Origin of the sequence: Bacteroides sp. ZJ-18 (genome assembly GCF_011038705.2) — a bacterium.
Classification (GTDB): domain Bacteria; phylum Bacteroidota; class Bacteroidia; order Bacteroidales; family Bacteroidaceae; genus Bacteroides; species Bacteroides hominis.
On record NZ_CP072198.1, the window covers coordinates 3,748,108 to 3,767,350 of the forward strand.

At 47.4% G+C, this 19,243-nt stretch carries 17 protein-coding genes and 1 pseudogene; 3 read left to right on the forward strand and 15 right to left on the reverse strand.

All coding sequences use genetic code 11. The features are described 5' to 3' along the window. Positions 1–27 precede the first annotated feature (27 nt). The 3 genes from mgtA to G7Y45_RS15110 all read right to left on the reverse strand — a co-directional run bounded on the left by mgtA (position 28) and on the right by G7Y45_RS15110 (position 4,887). Entirely contained in the window at positions 28–2,682 is a 2,655-nt protein-coding gene (gene mgtA, locus G7Y45_RS15100; protein WP_165015284.1) for a magnesium-translocating P-type ATPase, read from the reverse strand. Positions 2,683–2,833: 151 nt separating this feature from the next. After that, a complete protein-coding gene (locus G7Y45_RS15105; RefSeq protein WP_165015253.1) occupies positions 2,834–4,201 on the reverse strand; it encodes a HAMP domain-containing sensor histidine kinase in 1,368 nt (455 codons plus the stop codon). Next, positions 4,198–4,887: a response regulator transcription factor gene (locus G7Y45_RS15110; RefSeq protein ID WP_044300268.1), complete on the reverse strand. Its 690-nt coding sequence runs from the start codon at positions 4,885–4,887 to the stop codon at positions 4,198–4,200. Before G7Y45_RS15110 ends, G7Y45_RS15105 begins: the two co-directional genes overlap by 4 nt. 58 nt (positions 4,888–4,945) lie before the next feature. On the opposite strand from G7Y45_RS15110, the gene G7Y45_RS15115 reads away from it, so the two are divergent. Then, on the forward strand, positions 4,946–5,179 hold the full coding sequence (locus G7Y45_RS15115) for an AraC family transcriptional regulator (protein WP_165015256.1): 234 nt from the start codon (positions 4,946–4,948) through the stop codon (positions 5,177–5,179). Between the two features lie 79 nt (positions 5,180–5,258). Here the strand turns inward: G7Y45_RS15115 and G7Y45_RS15120 are convergent, their stop codons facing one another. Genes G7Y45_RS15120 through G7Y45_RS15135 form a run of 4 tightly spaced genes read right to left on the reverse strand, consistent with a single transcriptional unit; the run spans position 5,259 to position 9,132 of the window. Then, positions 5,259–6,374, reverse strand: coding sequence for an AAA family ATPase (locus G7Y45_RS15120; protein ID WP_165015259.1), 1,116 nt, complete (start codon positions 6,372–6,374; stop codon positions 5,259–5,261). Further along, entirely contained in the window at positions 6,371–7,084 is a 714-nt protein-coding gene (locus G7Y45_RS15125; RefSeq protein ID WP_165015262.1) for an RNA ligase family protein, read from the reverse strand. The genes G7Y45_RS15120 and G7Y45_RS15125 overlap by 4 nt, the downstream gene beginning before the upstream one ends. 25 nt (positions 7,085–7,109) lie before the next feature. Continuing rightward, positions 7,110–7,730: a peptide chain release factor H gene (prfH, locus tag G7Y45_RS15130; RefSeq protein ID WP_032538059.1), complete on the reverse strand. Its 621-nt coding sequence runs from the start codon at positions 7,728–7,730 to the stop codon at positions 7,110–7,112. A gap of 4 nt (positions 7,731–7,734) precedes the next feature. Continuing rightward, positions 7,735–9,132, reverse strand: coding sequence for an RtcB family protein (locus tag G7Y45_RS15135; protein ID WP_005806733.1), 1,398 nt, complete (start codon positions 9,130–9,132; stop codon positions 7,735–7,737). 589 nt (positions 9,133–9,721) lie between these two features. Between G7Y45_RS15135 and G7Y45_RS15140 the strand changes: the two genes are divergently transcribed. Continuing rightward, positions 9,722–11,023, forward strand: coding sequence for a Na+/H+ antiporter NhaC family protein (locus tag G7Y45_RS15140; RefSeq protein WP_005806735.1), 1,302 nt, complete (start codon positions 9,722–9,724; stop codon positions 11,021–11,023). Positions 11,024–11,035: 12 nt separating this feature from the next. Here the strand turns inward: G7Y45_RS15140 and G7Y45_RS15145 are convergent. Then, positions 11,036–11,275 (reverse strand): annotated as a pseudogene (locus tag G7Y45_RS15145) (helix-turn-helix transcriptional regulator); the annotation flags it as partial. Positions 11,276–11,411: 136 nt separating this feature from the next. Between G7Y45_RS15145 and G7Y45_RS15150 the strand changes: the two are divergent. Continuing rightward, positions 11,412–11,957 carry a 30S ribosomal protein S16 gene (locus G7Y45_RS15150; RefSeq protein ID WP_005778447.1) on the forward strand — a complete coding sequence of 182 codons (546 nt, stop codon included), beginning with the start codon at positions 11,412–11,414 and terminating at the stop codon, positions 11,955–11,957. A gap of 250 nt (positions 11,958–12,207) precedes the next feature. Here G7Y45_RS15150 and G7Y45_RS15155 read toward each other — a convergent pair whose 3' ends face one another. From G7Y45_RS15155 to potA, 7 genes are all read right to left on the reverse strand, one after another. After that, on the reverse strand, positions 12,208–12,612 hold the full coding sequence (locus G7Y45_RS15155) for a DUF4891 domain-containing protein (protein WP_032542547.1): 405 nt from the start codon (positions 12,610–12,612) through the stop codon (positions 12,208–12,210). After that, positions 12,612–13,838: a 6-bladed beta-propeller gene (locus G7Y45_RS15160; protein ID WP_032542546.1), complete on the reverse strand. Its 1,227-nt coding sequence runs from the start codon at positions 13,836–13,838 to the stop codon at positions 12,612–12,614. Before G7Y45_RS15160 ends, G7Y45_RS15155 begins: the two co-directional genes overlap by 1 nt. A 309-nt stretch (positions 13,839–14,147) precedes the next feature. Further along, positions 14,148–14,516 (reverse strand): RNA-binding protein, encoded by a 369-nt coding sequence (locus G7Y45_RS15165; RefSeq protein WP_005778451.1) that lies wholly within the window; start codon positions 14,514–14,516, stop codon positions 14,148–14,150. Positions 14,517–14,732: 216 nt separating this feature from the next. Beyond that, positions 14,733–16,067: an ABC transporter substrate-binding protein gene (locus tag G7Y45_RS15170; RefSeq protein ID WP_005778453.1), complete on the reverse strand. Its 1,335-nt coding sequence runs from the start codon at positions 16,065–16,067 to the stop codon at positions 14,733–14,735. 67 nt (positions 16,068–16,134) lie between these two features. Continuing rightward, positions 16,135–16,923 (reverse strand): ABC transporter permease, encoded by a 789-nt coding sequence (locus tag G7Y45_RS15175; protein ID WP_005778454.1) that lies wholly within the window; start codon positions 16,921–16,923, stop codon positions 16,135–16,137. Continuing rightward, positions 16,917–17,714 (reverse strand): ABC transporter permease, encoded by a 798-nt coding sequence (locus G7Y45_RS15180; RefSeq protein ID WP_005778456.1) that lies wholly within the window; start codon positions 17,712–17,714, stop codon positions 16,917–16,919. The genes G7Y45_RS15175 and G7Y45_RS15180 overlap by 7 nt, the downstream gene beginning before the upstream one ends. Before the next feature lie 19 nt (positions 17,715–17,733). Then, positions 17,734–19,119, reverse strand: a complete 1,386-nt coding sequence (gene potA, locus G7Y45_RS15185; protein WP_206265630.1) for a polyamine ABC transporter ATP-binding protein — start codon at positions 19,117–19,119, stop codon at positions 17,734–17,736. Positions 19,120–19,243 lie beyond the last annotated feature (124 nt).

Below are 19,243 nucleotides of genomic sequence, written 5' to 3' on the forward strand. Positions count from 1 at the left end.
ACCCGTTTTTAAGGTCTTTATTCGTGTTTACAGCCACTTCGTAAACCGCTTCACATACCATTGTTTAATAAGCTGCGTCAGCACACAATAGCTCAGCAGGATGCCTGCCAACCAGGGGAAATAACTGAGCGGCAACGGCATCAACCCGATGGAAGCCCCAAACTGCGTGAAGGGAATGACGATTCCCAGAACCATGATGACGGACGTTAGTCCTAATACCGGCCAGGATGCCGTACTCTGAATAAACGGGATCTTGCGGGTACGGATCATATGTACAATCAACGTTTGCGACAGCAAGCCCTCTACAAACCAACCGGACTGAAAGAGAGTCTGATGTTCGGGAGAGTTGCAACCGAACACATACCACATGACCAGAAATAAGGCTATGTCGAAAATAGAACTGACCGGACCGATAAAAATCATAAAACGGCTCAGGTCGGATGCATCCCATTTGCGCGGCTTCATCAGGTACTCCGGATCCATCCGGTCGAACGGAATGGTGGACTGCGACGTATCGTACAGCAGATTCTGAACAAGCAGATGAACAGGCAGCATAGGCAGGAAAGGCAGAAAGGCACTGGCAGCCAGCACGCTGAACATATTGCCAAAGTTAGAACTGGCAGTCATCTTGATGTACTTCATAATGTTGCCAAACGTTCTGCGTCCCTCTATCACTCCATCTTCAAGCACCATCAGATCCTTCTCCAGCAGAATGATGTCGGCACTCTCCTTGGCGATGTCCACAGCCGTATCCACAGATATACCCACATCGGACTGGCGCAGGGCGGAAGCGTCATTGATGCCATCACCCAGGAAGCCCACCGTATGTCCCAATTCCTGCAGCAAGGTGATGATACGGGTCTTCTGCATGGGAGCCAGCTTCGCAAACACGGTAGTCTGCCGTATTCTCAACTTCAGTTCTTCATCCGTCAGCCGCTCTATCTCCGTACCGTTCAGCGTACAGGCCGTATCGACTCCCACCTGACGGCAGATGGTACGTACAACCGCTTCGTTATCACCGGACAGCACTTTCACATCGACTCCATGGCTATGGAGCTGCCGGATGGCATTGGCTGCCGAAGGTTTGGGAGGGTCGAGAAAAGCGAGATAACCGATCAGCACCATTCCGGATTCGTCTTCGACAGAAAAATCATGTTCTTTTTCTACCCAACTCTTCTGTGCCACCGCCAGCACACGCATACCTTCTTTGTTCATCTGCTCACTGATGACAAAGGCTTTTCGCCGCAGCTCATCGGTCAACTCGTGAACGGTTTTGCCGAACTCTGCATGAGTGCAGATTGCAAGCATCTCCTCTACCGCTCCCTTGGTGATGATCTGACGCTTCCTCTGTTCGTCTTCCACCACCACGGACATACGTCGGCGGGTAAAGTCGAATGGGATTTCGTCTACCTTGGTATAAGCATCCCTGAGATAATCCAACTGTAACTCACGAACATGTGAAAGGATGGCACGATCCATCAGATTCTTCAGCCCCGTCTGAAAATAACTGTTGAAATAGGCATGACGGAGTACGCGGCACTCGTGATCCTCGCTCCCGTCAGCATTGATAAACTTTTCCAGCACAATGTGGTCGCGGGTCAGTGTCCCGGTCTTATCAGTGCAAAGAATGTCCATCGCCCCGAAATTCTGGATGGCGTTGAGGTTCTTGACAATGGTCTTTTTCTTAGCCATAGAGACAGCTCCTTTGCTCAGGTTAGCGGTGACAATCATCGGAAGCATCTCAGGAGTCAGTCCCACGGCTACGGAAATGGCAAAAATAAAGGCTTCGAACCAGTCGCCTTTCGTCACTCCGTTGATGAGAAACACCAGAGGCACCATCACCAGCATGAAACGGATCAGCAAAAGACTGACATTGCTGATTCCTTTATCGAATGCCGTCTGCGCACGTACGCCAACGATACTCCGGGCGATGGTGCCCAGATAGGTATCTCGCCCTGTACCGAAAACAATGGCACGTGCCGAACCGCTCACTACATTGGAGCCCATGAAGCAAATATCATCGAGCTCGACCACACTGCCGGAACGGTGACGATCCTCCGCCAATACGGCACACTTCTCTATGGCATCGGATTCTCCGGTCAACGAGGACTGGCTGACGAACAGGTCTTTCGACTCGATGACGCGGACATCGGCCGGAATCATATCTCCGGCAGCCAGACAGATGATGTCTCCCGGCACCAAGTCTGTAATGTTGATCTCGTACGGCTCCGGGGCACCGCTACGAATGACGGATGCGGTATTTTTCACCATCTTTTGCAAAGCATCCGAAGCCCTGCCGGAACGCCACTCCTGCGAGAAGCGCAACACGACACTCATCATCACCATACTTCCGATGACAAGGATACTGGTCCATTCCCGCTCTTCGGGCCGGGCCATCCAGACGTCGAGCACCAACGACACAAGCACAAGTGCCATCAGTACACCGATAAAGGGGTTGATAAAAGTTTTGCAAAACATCAGAAGCGGATTGGGGTGCGTCTCTTGCACGATTTTATTCTCACCGCAGCTTTTAAGCCGCTCTTCCGCATCCTCCTCCGAGAGTCCGTGGGGGGTAGTACAAAAATAGCCATACACCAACTTCAGCGGTTGGGTTGCTGCCAGAAATACCTTCTCGGTATTGAACTGCACAGTCTTGTCTGTTTGTTTCTTTCTAAAAATCATCATAGTACATTTTTTTTAGAGATACGGGGCCGCTCCCTATTGGAAGAATCCCATTCATTCATTTGCCTTTACAGTACAAAGGTAGGGAGCTCCCCGCAAAAGGGGCGTTAGAGAACGATTAGAGTACTATTAGAGTTTTATTAGAGTTTCTTCAGATATGAGGAATTTCCACCGTATAGACCGTACCTTCACCCGGCTGGCTATTGACGGTGATTTCACCCTTATGGGTATGTATGATCTTTTGAGTCAGCATCATCCCGATGCCGTTTCCACGGGCATAGTCTTTATTGCTTCCCCGATAGAAAGGAGAAAACAGGTATTGCATGTCATCGGCATTCATACCGATACCCGTGTCCGAAAAGCGGATAACAGACTTTTGCTCCCAAAAGCTGATCTGGACGAAAGAAGTGTAATTGGCGGAGAACTTGCAATTGTTCTCCATCAGATTGACAAAAGCTGTTTTCAACAGGTAGCCGTTGCCCAACACCGTGAGGACGGAGTCATCATCAGCTTCTTCGCCGAATATCAATTCGATGGTATAGTCGGGGTTGGCTTTCATCACCATCTCACGGGCATCGAGCAGAAGCTCGTCCAGACGGATCTCTTCCAATTTGATCTGCTCGGGCAGATAATCGGCCTTGGCCAGATTGAGCAACCCTTCGGAAAGTTTCACCAACTTACGCGAATCGTCGAGCGCATTACCGATGGCACGGCGATATTCTTCGGAAGAACGCTCTTTCAGCAGAGCCAGTTCAAGTTCGGCAATCAGGGCAGCCATGGGAGTACGCAGTTCATGGGACACATTGCTGACGAACATTTTCTGAGAATCGAAAGACTGTTCCAGCCTTTCCAGCATCCGGTTGAAGGTGGTGGCAAGTTCGCCCAATTCATCTTTTTCGTCCTTCACCGGCACACGCAGGTCGAGACGGGAAGCAGAAATAGCTTCCACCTCCCCGAGAATATCGGACACAGGAGCCAGGGCACTCCGCGAAAGCAGGTAACCGACTCCCGCCAAAAGAGCGATACCTAAAAAGAAAAGAACAATCAGCATGGTCTGCAAAGAGTGTTGCTTGGCATATCCGTAACCATCGAAAGCAGCCGCTGTGATGACGTAAGGTTTACCATGGAACGTGTAAAGGAGCCCGATGACCTGATAACCGTCCTGATAAAACTCGATAGATTTATTTTGCAAAATTCGGTCGATCATCTCAGGGGTCTCTTTCACCAGGTCGATCTGCTTGGCATCATGATAAAGCAAATGGAAAGTAGTATCGTAGATGGCTACCTCCACTTCATTGATAAATTCGCGGTTGTTGAGGTAAATGGACTGCATGGTCTTGGCATCCACCCGGTTGTCGAGGAAAAGGTTGGCTTTGGTGATGCCTTCCTTTTTCAGGTCACGGAAGAATTCATTGCTCCGGTTCCGCTCCGAAAACAGATAGATAGCAGCTACCAGCAACAGAAAAACGGCTGCCGTGAAACCGGTATAGCGGAGAGTGAGCCGGGTACCTATCTTCATAACTCCTGTCTGAATATAAAGCCCATACCGGGTTTGGTATGGATCAGTTTCACATCATAGTCCCGGTCTATCTTTTTGCGGAGATAGTTGATGTACACATCGATAAAGTTGGTGCCCGTATCGAAATGGGTATTCCACACCTTGTCGGCTATTTCAACACGGGTAAGTAACCGTTCGGGGTTCTCGGCCATATAAAGCAACAGGTTATACTCTTTGGGGGAGAGTTTGATCTCCCTCTCCTGCCGATAGACGGTTTTTGTCTGCCGGTCGATGCGCAAGTCCGCATAGACGAGTTCCGTAAGTTGTGTTTCGGGTATACCGGGAAGTCGTCGTTTCAGCAATACCTTGATACGGGCATCGAGTTCGCGGAAATCGAAAGGTTTCACCATATAGTCGTCAGCCCCGGCATCGAAACCGTCGAGCTTATCATCCGTTGTGCCCAACGCTGTCAGCATCAGTACCGGAACCCGGTTATTGATGTTCCGTATCTCTTTACAGAGTTCGAAACCACTCATCTTCGGCAAGATTACATCGGAAATGACCATCTGAAACTCTCCGGCACGGAACAGGCGCAACCCCCAAACTCCGTCGTAGGCAAGTTCCACCTGATAACCGGACTCTTCGAGACCGCGCTTCAGCAGCTCCGCCACACGCTGTTCATCTTCCACAACCAGTATCTTTATCATGATGCAATCCCTCCTTACCGTTAGTTATCAATTCACCGGGCACAAAGATAAACACATAATGATAAATCCTCAACAGTATCGGTGTTTATTTGCCTCTTCTCGTTCCGGCCGCATCCGATGCTTGGTTCATGCCTACAGTGAACTACCGGCTAACGGGGAGAATGACTTAACGGGTATTGCTGTCGATAATGGGTATTGTGACCTAAATCATTTCATCAAGAGTTTCAAACGCTTTACCGGAAAAACGCCGTTACAATATTACAAACAAAAGACAGACACCGCCGGAAAATAAACAGGGTGTAGCCATCCGGTCCGGATAGCTACACCCCAAGACACCTAAGGCTACACCCTCCCCCCGGTTGGGTGTAGCCCTATTGTTCCTGCACGGCATAAACCACTTCGTGCGCTTCTGTCAACTGGGGAACCTCCAGTTTATCCAACATCACATCCAGAACCGGCTCCGGCACTTTATATTCGCGTATGCCGTTTTGCCGCCGCCAGACGGAGTAAGGTTTCTCTATATAGACTATTTTCACCCGTGCCCCATAGGTGATGAACAAATCGACCAACTGGGCACGTCTTTGGCGGGTCACATTGGTGGCATTCCAAATAAAGTCCTGTCCCTTCCGGAGGTAGCCCCGTGCCTGCTCTTTGGCCGTTTGTGTCACCCAGCCGTTAGCCGCTTTATCCGTGGGGCTGAGTTTATGTTCGCGTCGGATAGCATCCAGACTGACAACCGGCATATCGGCACATCGAGACTCTATATAATAGTCTTTCCCCATACCGGGCAGACCTGCAAGCAAAGTAACCTCACATCTGAAATCATCGTGGGGGACATAATCGATATAAGCCTGATTCGTATGAAAATAATGGAAGCGGGCCGTATCACCGGCAAATGCACGGGCTTTCCCCCAGCATTGTTGTTCACGGCAAAACATTTCAAAGAATTCGGTAGCTTCCAGCAGTATTTCCCTGTCCGTGCAGATACGCCCGCAAATATCGGCCACAGCCAACTGTTTCAGTAACGAAGTGTCCAGCCTCAGCGAAGCTTCACAAGCACGTTTCAAGGGATCTTCCCGTTCCATCAGCCAGATAGGCAAACCATGGTGGCGTACCAGAGAGGCAATATGCTCGCGAATACCGAAAGGTGTAGAAATATCCCTGTAAAGGAGGGTGCGTACAGTAGCTTCCCCCCGCTTCGCATGATTTTTGGAGGTGATCTGCCCATTGCCTTCATCGACCGAAGTCGAACGCTTTTCTACATCGTGAAGTAAAGCGGCTGCCCAAAGGATCTCCCGGTCCTGCTCCGCAAGCCTCAGATAGGAAGGCTGTTGCTGCAATGCCTCGAGTACCATGCGGGTATGTACGGCTACACTTCCCTCGGCATGATGCAAAGCGTGCTGGGGAACCAGATCCATATCCCGCACCCAACTGAACTGCTGTACCAGTGAATCCCAATCTTTCCGTTCTGTCAATCTCCAAATCATTCGTTACCTCCTTTCTCTTGTTTCGACTCCCACACCAGGCGGGCACGCTTCCAATGCCGTGTCCAATGCTCGTCTGTCTGCACATGCCCCTGACGGACATACTTAAACACATTACGGACAAAGTCTGCGGTAAGATACTCGCCGGCATTGCGGGTTACTACCCCTTCACGGGTACAGTCCATCCCTGTCAGCGCATCACGCGATCCGAAGACACTTGGTTCCCCGGCCAGGCAGATGACATGCTGTTTCAGGGTTTCGGCTGTTAGTCCGTTTACCTGCTCCGTACACAATTCGGGTACAGTAGGCAAATCGAACAAAGCAGCATAAAACTTCACCTCTTCCCACGACAGCCATTTGTCGAGACAGCGGGCTGCGAACACATAAAAATGTGTCTCCAGCCGCTTGTACTCGATGGAATGAACAGCATACAGATTCTCGCCGAAGAGTTCAATATCTCCCAGGTCATTCTTCAACAACTCCCAATGCTGACGCAACTGGCTCGTCCATGGTGAAGTGGTAGGAGCAGCATGCGAACGGGCAAAAACCCCGTATCTGCTTAAACAATTGTTCTCCCCATCCAGTTTTTCGGTATGGACCAGCGTGTCTATCTCCCGGATATCCTCCCAATAGGTATGATTGATTCGGTCGTCACTCGTCGTCCCGGGAGAGAACGGATAGTGGTAGGTACGACCATATTTTTCTGATAACATAGCTTTTTCTTTTAATCGTTAATACTCAAAACCGGAGCTCTTCTTGAATGACCTTCACCGGGTTTCCCCTTTGAAGGCTGTTGTGGTTACTCCAGTTAGCCTGTGCCTGAATCATTGCCTGCTCTACATTCCAAGCAGTCAGCTTGACCAGCAATCGTTCGGTGGCCAGTTTCTTATTCTGCCATTGTGAACGTTGGTCGGATGCCACTACACTGATTCCGCTGGGAATATGGACAGCCCTTACAGCAGATTCCGTCTTATTGACATGCTGTCCGCCGGGTCCGGAAGCCCGCAAAGTTTCATAACGGATTTCATTTTCGGTTGCCTCACAGCTTTCGGACAGCAAGAAGGTCTGCACACCGACAAACCAATTTTTGCGTCTGTGATGAATCCGGTACGGGCTACGGGCAATCCACAACACGGTTCCCTCCCACTCTTCCACCAGTGTATCGCAACCTGCACCTTCAAGTGCAATGACTACCGACAACAATGTACGGTTGGCAGGACCGGCTTCTTTTTCCACTATTTCCACTTTCAGTTTCCGGGTCTGGGCCTGTTTTAATATTCTCTCAAGCACTAATGCCACTACACGGCAACACTCCACGGGACCACGTCCCGAAGTGATTTGTAAATACGTCTTTTCCATCATTCTACTCTTTATTCATTCGTACGATACAGGGCATAAAGGTACCTTGAATTTCCACCAATGCCTCCTGAGTCTGCATCACCCGGTCAATGTCTTTGTAAGCCAACGGCATTTCTTCGACACTACCGCCAATCAGTGTCACGCCGGCCTGCGAAAGATACTTCTTCAGTGCTGACTGGGTAAAACTGTCTTTCGCTTTTTGGCGGGACATGGCGCGTCCTGCTCCATGAGAAGCGGAACAAAGGGCTTCACCCACTCCTTTTCCACATACCAGATAACCGGGGGTGGCCATACTTCCGGGAATCAGTCCCGGAAGGCCCTTCTGAGCCGGAGTTGCTCCTTTACGGTGTACAATGGCAGTTTGTCCGGAAGCAAGTTCCTCCTTCCATGCAAAGTTATGATGGTTGTTCACATTGGCCAGAGGTTTCAGTCCCAGAGCTTTGGCCAGATTCAGATGAATCCGTTCATGGCAGGCACGGGCATAATCGCCTGCCAGATTCATACTAAGCCAGTATTCCTGCCCCTCTTCCGTATCCAATCCCAACCAGGCAAAGTGCTGAGCCTCGCGGGGCAAGCGACAGATGTCACGGGCCAGCAGACTGTAATGTTTGGCAATGGCAGCACCCAGCCCCCGTGAACCGGAATGGGAAAGCAAAGCCGCATAACTACCCTCCGGAACTCCTAAGACATTGTCCGCCTGCAAGCTGATCCTGCCAAACTCCACAAAATGATTTCCACCACCGGAACTTCCCAGTTGTCGCACCGCTTTGCAATGCAGCCCTCTCAGCAATTCAGTCATTCGGAACTCTTCCCGGTCAAGTACCTCGTGTTCCTGAACAAAAGGCAACCCGCCATCCATGCCGAAATGAGTGAATTCTTTCAGCGCTTCTTTCATCTGATGCGAATAACGACTTAGAAAGTCTTCCCCGGCATCAAACAGGGTAAGACTCATCCGGCAACCTATATCAACTCCCACCGCATACGGAATGACTGCATTATCCGTAGCCAATACTCCGCCTATGGGTAATCCGTAACCGGCATGTGCATCGGGCATCAACGCTCCGGCAAGAGTGACCGGAAGGCGCATAGCCAGATTCATCTGTTGTTTGGCCAATGTTTCAATATGCTTGCTTCCGTATGTTTTATAAGCCAAAGGCTCGTCGAGCAAATCATACGACGTAAAACTTTTTTCGACTAAAGTAGGAGAAAGTTGTTCGGCCAGTTTACTCCATACTTCGTTGTTTTTATATATTTCGGGATTTCCGAGTACATCGCCCAGGATAGCTAATATCCGCTCCTTTGTCTCGTGTTTACAATACTTGTTGACGAGGGCAACGGCCAGACTACGGGCCACGTTGTCTCTATATCCCAGTTTGCTTAAATCTTTCAAACGTATTCCCATACTGTTTTTCTTTCGCATACAATACCGGCTACCTGCCATGGGCAGGCAACAGACAATATGCGGGATACCAATACTTTAGAAAAGGATATAACACATCCTGTTCACAGCATTGAAGTGAATAATAAATAAATTAAACGTGATTGTGGAACTAATCAACCTGCATCGCCAGCAGCAGAATTGCGATGCGTATAAAAAACAAAGTTGCAAAGCCCCATCCTCCCGACGGGTCAACTCAGTTCCAAGTTTGAAGATATTATTTCTCTGACATAATTAAAACCCTTTCTGATTATTTAAAGGGTGAATACTCTGTTTATCGGCGGCAAAAGTAATAGTTCTTTTTATTCCCGCAAAACAAAAAGACATTTTTTTTCAGGAACAGTACCCATATTCATGAAAAAGCGGCACGAATCACTTCGCACCGCCCCTGTTGCTAACTCGCACCAAAGCTTCCCGCCTCACAGCGTTCTTCTCCGGAAATTTTTAAATGCATGAAGCGGTTAGCGTTAATCTTTATATTGTCGGTGCAAAATTACCGTTTTTCTCCCTATCATTCACTATCTTTGCACCTCAAAATTTTAAGAATCATTCAATGATAAACGAAGAAAAGATACATAAAAGCACTTCAGGCTGGTGGGCACTCAGCCCTTTATTCGTATTCTTATGCCTCTATCTGGTCACCTCCATCCTGGTGAACGATTTCTACAAAGTTCCTATAACGGTGGCCTTCCTCATCTCGTCGTGCTATGCCATCGCCATCACACGGGGACTGAATCTGGAACAACGCGTCTATCAGTTCTCGGTAGGAGCTTCCAATAAAAATATCATGCTGATGGTGTGGATATTCATTCTGGCAGGAGCCTTTGCGCAGAGTGCCAAGCAAATGGGAGCCATCGATGCCACTGTAAACCTCACACTCCATATTCTGCCGGATAACCTTTTATTGGCAGGCATTTTTCTGGCTTCTTGCTTTATCTCCTTATCTATCGGTACCAGCGTGGGAACCATCGTGGCACTGACTCCCGTTGCCATCGGACTGGCGGAAAAAACCGGCATAGACCTGCCGTTTATGGTAGCGGTGGTAGTGGGCGGATCATTCTTCGGAGATAATCTTTCGTTCATCTCCGACACAACCATTGCCTCGACCAAGACACAGGAATGCGTGATGCGTGATAAGTTCCGGGTAAACTCCATGATCGTAGTGCCTGCCGCACTGGTGGTATTAGGTATCTATATCTTTCAGGGACTTTCGGTAGCTGCTCCGCCACAGGTACAGGAGATCGAATGGGTGAAAGTGATTCCTTACCTTATCGTATTGGGAACGGCCATAGCCGGAATGAACGTAATGTTGGTCTTGATAATAGGTATCTTCACCAGTGGTGTAATCGGTATCGCTACAGGCAGCCTCGGATTCTTCGATTGGTTCGGAGCTATGGGAACGGGCATTACCGGAATGGGTGAACTGATCATCATCACTCTGCTGGCGGGTGGAATGCTTGAAACCATCCGCTACAACGGAGGAATAGATTTCATTATTAACAAACTGACCCGGCATGTAAACGGAAAACGGGGAGCAGAACTCAGCATTGCCGCACTGGTGAGCATTGCCAACCTCTGCACGGCTAACAATACGATCGCTATCATCACTACCGGACCGATTGCTAAAGATATCGCGAAGAAGTTTCATCTGGACCGAAGAAAGACAGCGAGTATCCTCGATACTTTCTCGTGCCTGATACAGGGGATCATCCCTTACGGAGCACAAATGCTGATTGCTGCCGGACTGGCACAGATCTCTCCGCTCAGTATCATCGGAAACCTGTATTATCCGTTTACAATGGGTATCTGTGCGCTGCTGGCCATTCTATTCCGTTATCCGAGGAGGTATTCCTGAATAGCGGACGGCTTACTTCCGGATATTCTGTAAATAGGCCTCGAGCGATTCATCTTTGCCCAATCCTAACTTCTTGCGGATACGGCTTCGTCCGGAATTGACACTGGCACGCGAAATGCCTAAAGCAAGGGCTATCTCGTCAGTGCTCTGATTCAGCAAAATCAGCATACAAAGCAGTTCGTCGTTACGGGTCAGTTCGGGGCATTGGCAGCGCAAAGCGGGCAAATAATGGGGATAGAGTGCGGCAAACGAAAAGCTCAGAATGGGGTTATTATTATAAAAAAGAACAGGAAGTCTTTGTCAATCAAAACAAAACCCCTATCTTTGCACTCGCTATTACGAGTTAATAGCATTAATTCAAATCATTCATTAAAAACATTTATTTAAAATGGCAACAAGAATTAGATTGCAAAGACATGGACGTAAAAGCTACGCTTTCTACTCTATCGTTATTGCAGACAGCAGAGCACCACGTGATGGTAAATTTACAGAGAAGATTGGTACTTACAACCCTAACACCAATCCTGCTACAGTAGATTTGAATTTCGAACGTGCTTTGCACTGGGTACTGGTAGGTGCACAACCTTCAGACACAGTTCGCAACATCCTTTCTCGTGAAGGCGTTTACATGAAGAAACACCTCCTTGGCGGTGTAGCTAAAGGTGCTTTCGGTGAAGCTGAAGCTGAAGCTAAATTCGAAGCTTGGAAGAACAACAAACAGTCTGGTCTGGCTGCTTTGAAAGCTAAAGAAGATGAAGCTAAAAAGGCTGACGAAAAAGCACGTCTGGAAGCTGAAAAGAAAGTAAACGAAGCAAAAGCAAAAGCATTGGCTGAAAAGAAAGCTGCTGAAGAAGCTGCTAAGGCTGCTGCTGAAGCTCCCGCAGAAGAAGCTGCTCCGGCAGAAGAAGCTGCAACTGAAGCTGCTGCTGAATAATAATCGGCAGTATCTATCATTAGTAAATAGGATTAAAACGATAAAATCCTCTCCGGTCCTGCCGGGGAGGATTTTTTATTAAGGCCATTCGGCAACCGGATTCACCACAGAAGGCACAGAGGGTTGCCTCAAAAGTTCTTTTCGCCACAGATTATCAATAGTGATAATCAATGACTTAAAATTCAATGTGTGTTACTCTGTATCTCCTTTGGTGAATTTCAGCACATCCTCGCATTAAAAACACTGCCTTTTATTTCAGCACAACATAACGCAAAAAAACCACCTGATCTCCCGTTTTAACCGTTCCTTCTTTCAAAGCTTTCTCGTCTACACGGAAGGTTTTGAGGTATTTCTTCAGGCTTTTGGTCACCGTGTAGGGTTGTTCTTTTTCATATCCCAGAATCTTTATACTACCGTCTTCGTTGATCGTGACTTTACATTTAATATTAAAAGTCAACCCGCGCAATTTCTTGGCTTCCGCTTTGTTTATCCAGAAAATATAGGTTGCCTTTCCGATATCATTCTTCTTTTCGACCTTCTTCTCTTTAGAGTATTTATCGTATACTTTAAACGAAGGTTCACTTTTACTGCTGCCATCTCCACACGAAGTGCAGGCCAACAGAACCGACAACAAGATTCCAAATACTTTTTTCATTATTGAGCTCCTTTCTGCTTAGCGTATATTACATAACTATTATCTTCTTCTCCTATCGACTGACCAAACTCCCGCAAGGCATTCGCACTCTCCCCGGCCATACCGCTCAGATAGGCTTCGATCTCTGCTTTCAGCGATCCAGGCTCCACGAGCCGTATATACTGCCTGTCGTAAAAAGCCCAGGGTGTCCATAGCCGGTCCGGCATACCTCCCATAAAATCATTCACTATACGGAAAAAGGTTCCGCGCAACGATTTCTTATCTACTACAAAGTACGAAGTATCCTGAGATTCCCACAGTCCGTCACCTACCTGCTTATCTACCGCCAACTTTCCGATATAAACCCGGGGTAACTCGTAATACATCGTCATCGAACGTTTCCGATTTCCGATATCGAGCGTAAAGCGGGGCGTCAGCCTGCTCTCCGAACGTATATAATGATAAAGTGTATCAGGGCGTAACTCCCAGAAGGTCGAGATATAGAGATCGACTGCTTCCGTATTGGCCCCATACGCGATATCATTACTATAATCGGGAACAACAAACAGATGCTTAGGTGTGGGAACAGAGTCCAACAGATTTCCTTCAAAATCCTGTGTCCATGCAACCAAAGGGTATCCGGTAAAAGGAAGTGCCCCCACTGTAATCTCTCGTTTGTCCGTATCGATCCGGAACATGGCTTTGGAGACAGGCCGATGCAGCGGAATGGATGGCAGCGGTTTCCCTTTCAAGTCGTAAACATAGATAACATTACTGTTAGCAAAAGGGATCAGATAAATGCAATTATGTTTTTCATCAATCCGGGCTTTATATATAGAACGATACTCTCCCGGTCCCTGCCCTATAGCACCTATATCGGTAATGAACTTTCCCTTTTTATCAAACAACCGGCAGGGATGAAGTGTATAAACAGAACCGTAAACGAGAATGTAGTTTTCGGAGACACATAGATTGCTTACCCCTACCATCGCTTCATCGCGGTTATCCAACTTGATGATCCGAAAGTCCTCTACAAAGAAGCTGAGCGGTAAGTCAATCGTATCTTTCAGTACATTTAGATCACATACCACAACAGAATCCTGACCGGTCCACTGACGGGAAGCCACAACCGGCCATTGCTCCGATAAGTCCTTCTCTTCTATCTTCGGAACAGCCGAACAAGAAGAGACTAAAAATACTCCCCCCAGAATTGAACTCAAGAAAAGTAATTTCCCGGAATTTTTCATATACCCTCCTTTTCTATAAATACAAAGATAAAAATAAAAACGAATATCTTACGAATATTCCGTAGTTTTTTTTATTCATTCCGGAGTTTGTCTATATAAATAGGGCACGCTACAGAAGGCACAGAGTTTTAATCCTTTGTTTATAAGTACGTCTGAAAGAAATATTTTTCATTGTACCCTCCGCACACTCTGTGGCGAAAGTACACAAAATTATACACCCGCCGGACACCACATAAAAAAAGATGCCCGGGATAAATCCCGGACATCTCTCCTTCAAGTCTGTTTGGACAGACTGGTAATCTCTTTTGATTAATATCTGTCACGACCGCCGCCATAGCCGCCGCCACGATTACCACCACCGTAACCGCCACCACGGTTGTTACCGTAGCCACCACGACTACCACCACCGTAATTGTTATTACGACGCGGTCCTTCTTCTCTCGGACGTGCAACTGATACAGAAAGTGTTTTTCCGTCTATTTCTTTTTCGTTCAGTGCTGCGATGGCAGCATTTCCCTCTTCGTCATTCGGCATTTCTACGAAACCGAATCCTTTAGAACGACCAGTCTCTCTGTCCATGACAATTTTGGCTGAAATAACTTCTCCAAACTCTTCGAATAATTCTCCTAAATCGGCGTTGCTAAGATTATAGCTGATGCCTGCAATAAAAATGTTCATTGAAAAAAAATAATTAATACAATTAATAAAATTTGTTATGTTAGAGAAGTCTTAATAAGGAGATAAATTACTCTACAAGTACCTTGGAAATAAAACACATCCTATCAGAAATCTTTAATACGCGGTAAATATAGACATTTACAATAGATTGAGAAACAAAATCATCATTTTCTTTTATTTTTTTATCAAAATTCAGATTTCAACGTTACTTTAATCTCATCTTTGCTTCCTCCGTCTGCGGCTCCGGCGTCTCTGCATCTTCTCACGTTTATAGCGCTGTACCCGTTTATAAATCATCCAGCCACTCATTAGTCCCACTACCACAAAAATCAGAATAGTAATGCCCACTCCGAGATTGTCGCCCTTTATGCGTGACCAAATTTCAAGAACTTCTTTCGTCTTATCACCAAAATCACGAATCATGGCACAACGCTCCACCACTTCACGATCCGGATACTGAATCTTGTCAATCTGCAGGCTGTCGGCACCCGGTCCGAAGAAATAGCTCAGATCGGAATAATATGTAAGAGTTGTGTCCACTTTCGCTTCCATGATCTCGGGCGAAGCCACAGCACTTACGTAACCGCTCGCTTCCATATTCCGCAAGGCAATGTCGGGGCGGCACATGAAGTTGATGAAGTAGCTGGCAGCTTTCGGGTTACCGGCATACTTAGGAATCACCCACCCGTCATACCAGATGTTGCTTCCTTCACGGGGTACGGCATAATCCAGCTCCACTCCTACCGCATCCGCTTCCTCGATGGCCCACTTGGCATCTCCGCTCCAGGTCATGTTGAGCCATGCTTTATTTTTAGTCATCATCTCTTTGCCGAAGTCTGCCTCCCAACCGGCTATATTGGGCTTCATTGCTTTGAGATATTTCTCGGCAATCTCCATCGCACGGGGAGAATAGTCGTTCATCAGATCTTCGACCGTCACCTTACCATCGGCGAGTTCACGGGCATGGGCGTAAATGATGGCAGTTCCGTATGCATCCCGGTAACTGTCTTTCATCAGTATCTTACCGGCATATTTCCGGTCCCAAAGACAATTCCAGCTTTCGGCATCGGCTTCGGGCACAAAAGCTTTATTATACAATATCCCGGCGGTTCCCCACATATAGCATACCGCATAATGACTGGCGATCCGCCCCGGCTGACTCAGTTTATCAATCTGTTCACGGATATAAGGCGATACGTCATTCATGTAATCGGGCGAATGGGGAAAAACAGTGTCGATGGGCAACAGCAGGTTTTTCTTTAACATCCGCTCGATGATGTATTCCGAAGGACATACCACATCGAAATCTTCGTGTCCCTTCTCAATCTTGGTGAGCATGATTTCGTTAATATCAAAGGTTTGATAAACGATGCGGATATCCTCACCCGTCTGCTCCTTATAATATGCCTGAAAGTCTTCGAGCACCCCATCACCGATATAATCGGCCCAATTATAGATTTTCAATACCTTCTCGCGAGGTTCACCGGAGTTGTAACAACCGGAAAACAAAAGTGACATCGCCAGGGAAAGGGTTATTAATAGTTTGTTCATTAGCACTTTATACAGTTTCTTGATTCTCGTAAATTCTCTTCTTTTTCGATTTAAAACAAAAAGGACATCACTTTTTCTCCTTACCCGCACGCCGGTTAATGACAATCAGCAATGCCAGCACCACCACGAAGATAATCGTCGAAAGGGGACGCAGCTCCGGAGTAAGCCCTCCCTTGCGGGCATCGGCATAAATATAGGTGGAAAGTGTCTCAAGTCCTTCGTTACCGATCGTAAATACCGTTACCGCAAAATCATCGATAGAAAGTGTCAGCGCAAGCATGAAGCCGCTAATCATTCCCGGACGGATCTCCGGGATAATCACTTTGCGAAGTGCCTGCATCGGGGTTGCTCCCAGATCGAGGGCAGCTTCGTAAATATTAGGATTCATCTGCTTGAGGCGGGGCAACACGCTGAGCACCACATATGGAGTACAGAATGTGATGTGCGCCAATACCACGGTCGTATATCCCTGAGATATGCCGAGCGAAACAAACAGCAGGAACAGGGAAATACCGGTAATAATATCACCATTCAGAATAGGGATACTGTTCACAAAACTGATGGCCTTCCGCGAACGTGCCTTCAGGTTGAAGATGCCGATAGCCGTGATGCTGCCCAACAAAGTGGAAGCCGTAGCCGCTATCAAAGCAATGGTCACGGTATTGATCAACGCATTCATCAGCGAATGGTGCGTGCCGGTAGTAAACAGTGACGAATACAGTTTCGTGGAGAATCCGGTCCAGTTGCCCAACACCTTTGCTTCGGTGAAAGAGTAGATCATAATAATCACGATAGGCGAATAGAGCAGCAAAAGGAGTATCCACAAATAGGTCTGGGCAAAAATTTTCTTTACCATAGCCCACCTCCTTCGTTCGTATTATCTTTGTCGTCGGTGCTGAACAGAGAAGTCGCCGCAATCAGCAACAACATGATCAGTGACAGGGCCGCTCCATAATTCCACATACTATTATTGATATTCTCCTGGATAGTGGTACCAAACAGTTTGATGTTGTTCATCGTCAACAACTCGGCAATGGCAAAAGTTGAGATAGTGGGCATAAAAACCATCATGATGCCACTCATCACTCCCGGCATGGAAAGCGGAAGCACCGCCTTGAAAAACACCTGGACGGGATTGGCACCCAAGTCCTGCGCAGCCTCGATGTAACTGTGATCCATCTTTTGCAGGGTGTTGTAGATAGGGTAAATCATGAAAGGTATAAAGTTATAGACCATACCGAATATCAAAGCTCCCTCACCCAACGGGACACTGAAGAAGTCGAACAGGGCTACTGTTGCCAACGTACGTACCAAGATGTTGACCCACATGGGAAGAATAAACAATACGACCATCGTTTTCGAGCGGTTCAGCTTTGCGTTGCTTAGTATCCAGGCTGCCGGATAACCCAGCAGGATACAAACGATAGTGGTAATGATGGCAATACCGATGGAATAAACAAAGGTATTGATAGCCTCGTGATGCTGAAAAAACTTCGCAAAGTTTTCCAATGTCAGATGTCCGCTGTCATCGGTGAAAGCATAGACCACAATAAGGAGTAGCGGAATAACGACGAAGATCGCCGAAAAGATAATGTAAGGGAGCGTCCAACTCTTACGTGATGAAAAAAAGACCGATAATCTTTTCACTCTTAACTCTTATTTTTATTTAGTTCTTAATTACTCTGATACCGTCCGGGGGGATGGTGATACCTACACGGTCTCCATCGTCCCATACGTCGTTCGTATCTACAAATACATTCTCGTCCCAATCCGAAAGCACAGTCAGATGATAGTGGTCGCCTTTATAAAGGATGAACTTCACCTCTCCGGTCAGCGTACCGTCTTCTTCGTTATCCTGAAGAATCACTTTGTCGAAACCGACTTCCACTTTCACTTCGCTGCCGGCATCAATTCCGGTAACAGGAGCACACTCGAAGTTACAACCCAGAAACTCCACATGGGTTTCGTCAATCAGCTTGCCTTCGAAGGTATTGCACACGCGCTCTTTCTTCATTATATGAATATCAAACGGTTTCACCAACAGCCCAACGAGGGCACCGACCTCAAAATGATGATAGTCCTGTACCAGAAATTCATAGCCGTTGCAAAGGACGGTCATTTCATAATGTACCCCCTTGAAGACGGACGACTGCACCATGCCGGCCAGTTGTGCCGCTTCCGAAACCGGAAATATATAAAGATCCTCCGGACGGATCACTACGTCTACGGGCATGTTTTCGCCGAACCCTTCGTCCACACATTCGAACTCGGTATTGCAGAAACGTACCAGTTTGTCGTGTATCATCACACCGTTCAGGATATTACTTTCCCCGATAAAATCGGCCACAAACGAATTGGTAGGTTCATTGTAAATATCAATGGGAGTGCCGATCTGCTGGATTCGTCCTTCGCTCATGACGACAATCGTATCGCTCAGCGTCAATGCTTCCTCCTGATCGTGGGTGACATATACAAAAGTGATCCCTAATGATTTGTGCATCTCCTTCAGTTCCATCTGCATGTCTTTGCGCATCTTCAGGTCGAGAGCTGCCAACGGTTCGTCGAGCAGCAGCACTTCCGGTTCGTTGACTATGGCACGGGCGATAGCCACACGTTGCTGTTGTCCGCCGGACAGCGAATCTACGTCACGGTATTCATAGTCCGTCATCCCCACCATCTTCAAAGCGGCCTTTACCTTCTTCTCAATGGTCTGCTTCGGCATCTTTTTCAGCTTCAGCCCGAAAGCAATATTATCATATACATTCAGATGCGGAAACAAAGCGTACTTCTGAAACACCGTGTTTACCGGACGTTTGTGCGGAGGAGTCTGCGTGATTTCCTTCCCCGATATTTTAATTTCGCCTTCCGAAGCAGTCTGGAAGCCGGCAATAAGGCGTAACAAAGTAGTCTTACCACAACCCGAAGGACCCAGGATGGTGACGAACTCACCTTTTTTTACATTCAGGGTCACATGATCCAGGGCAGTCTTCTCTCCGAAGAATTTAGACACACCGTTCACCTCAATAATGGATTTGCTTTCTTGCATATTCATACTAATTTGGGGTGCAAAGGTACACATTTATCCGATTCGTACATACATGTTAATCTAATATAACAGAGAAATTCTATTCCGAATAAAAAAAACGGCTATCTTTGCATAAATATTTATTCATAAA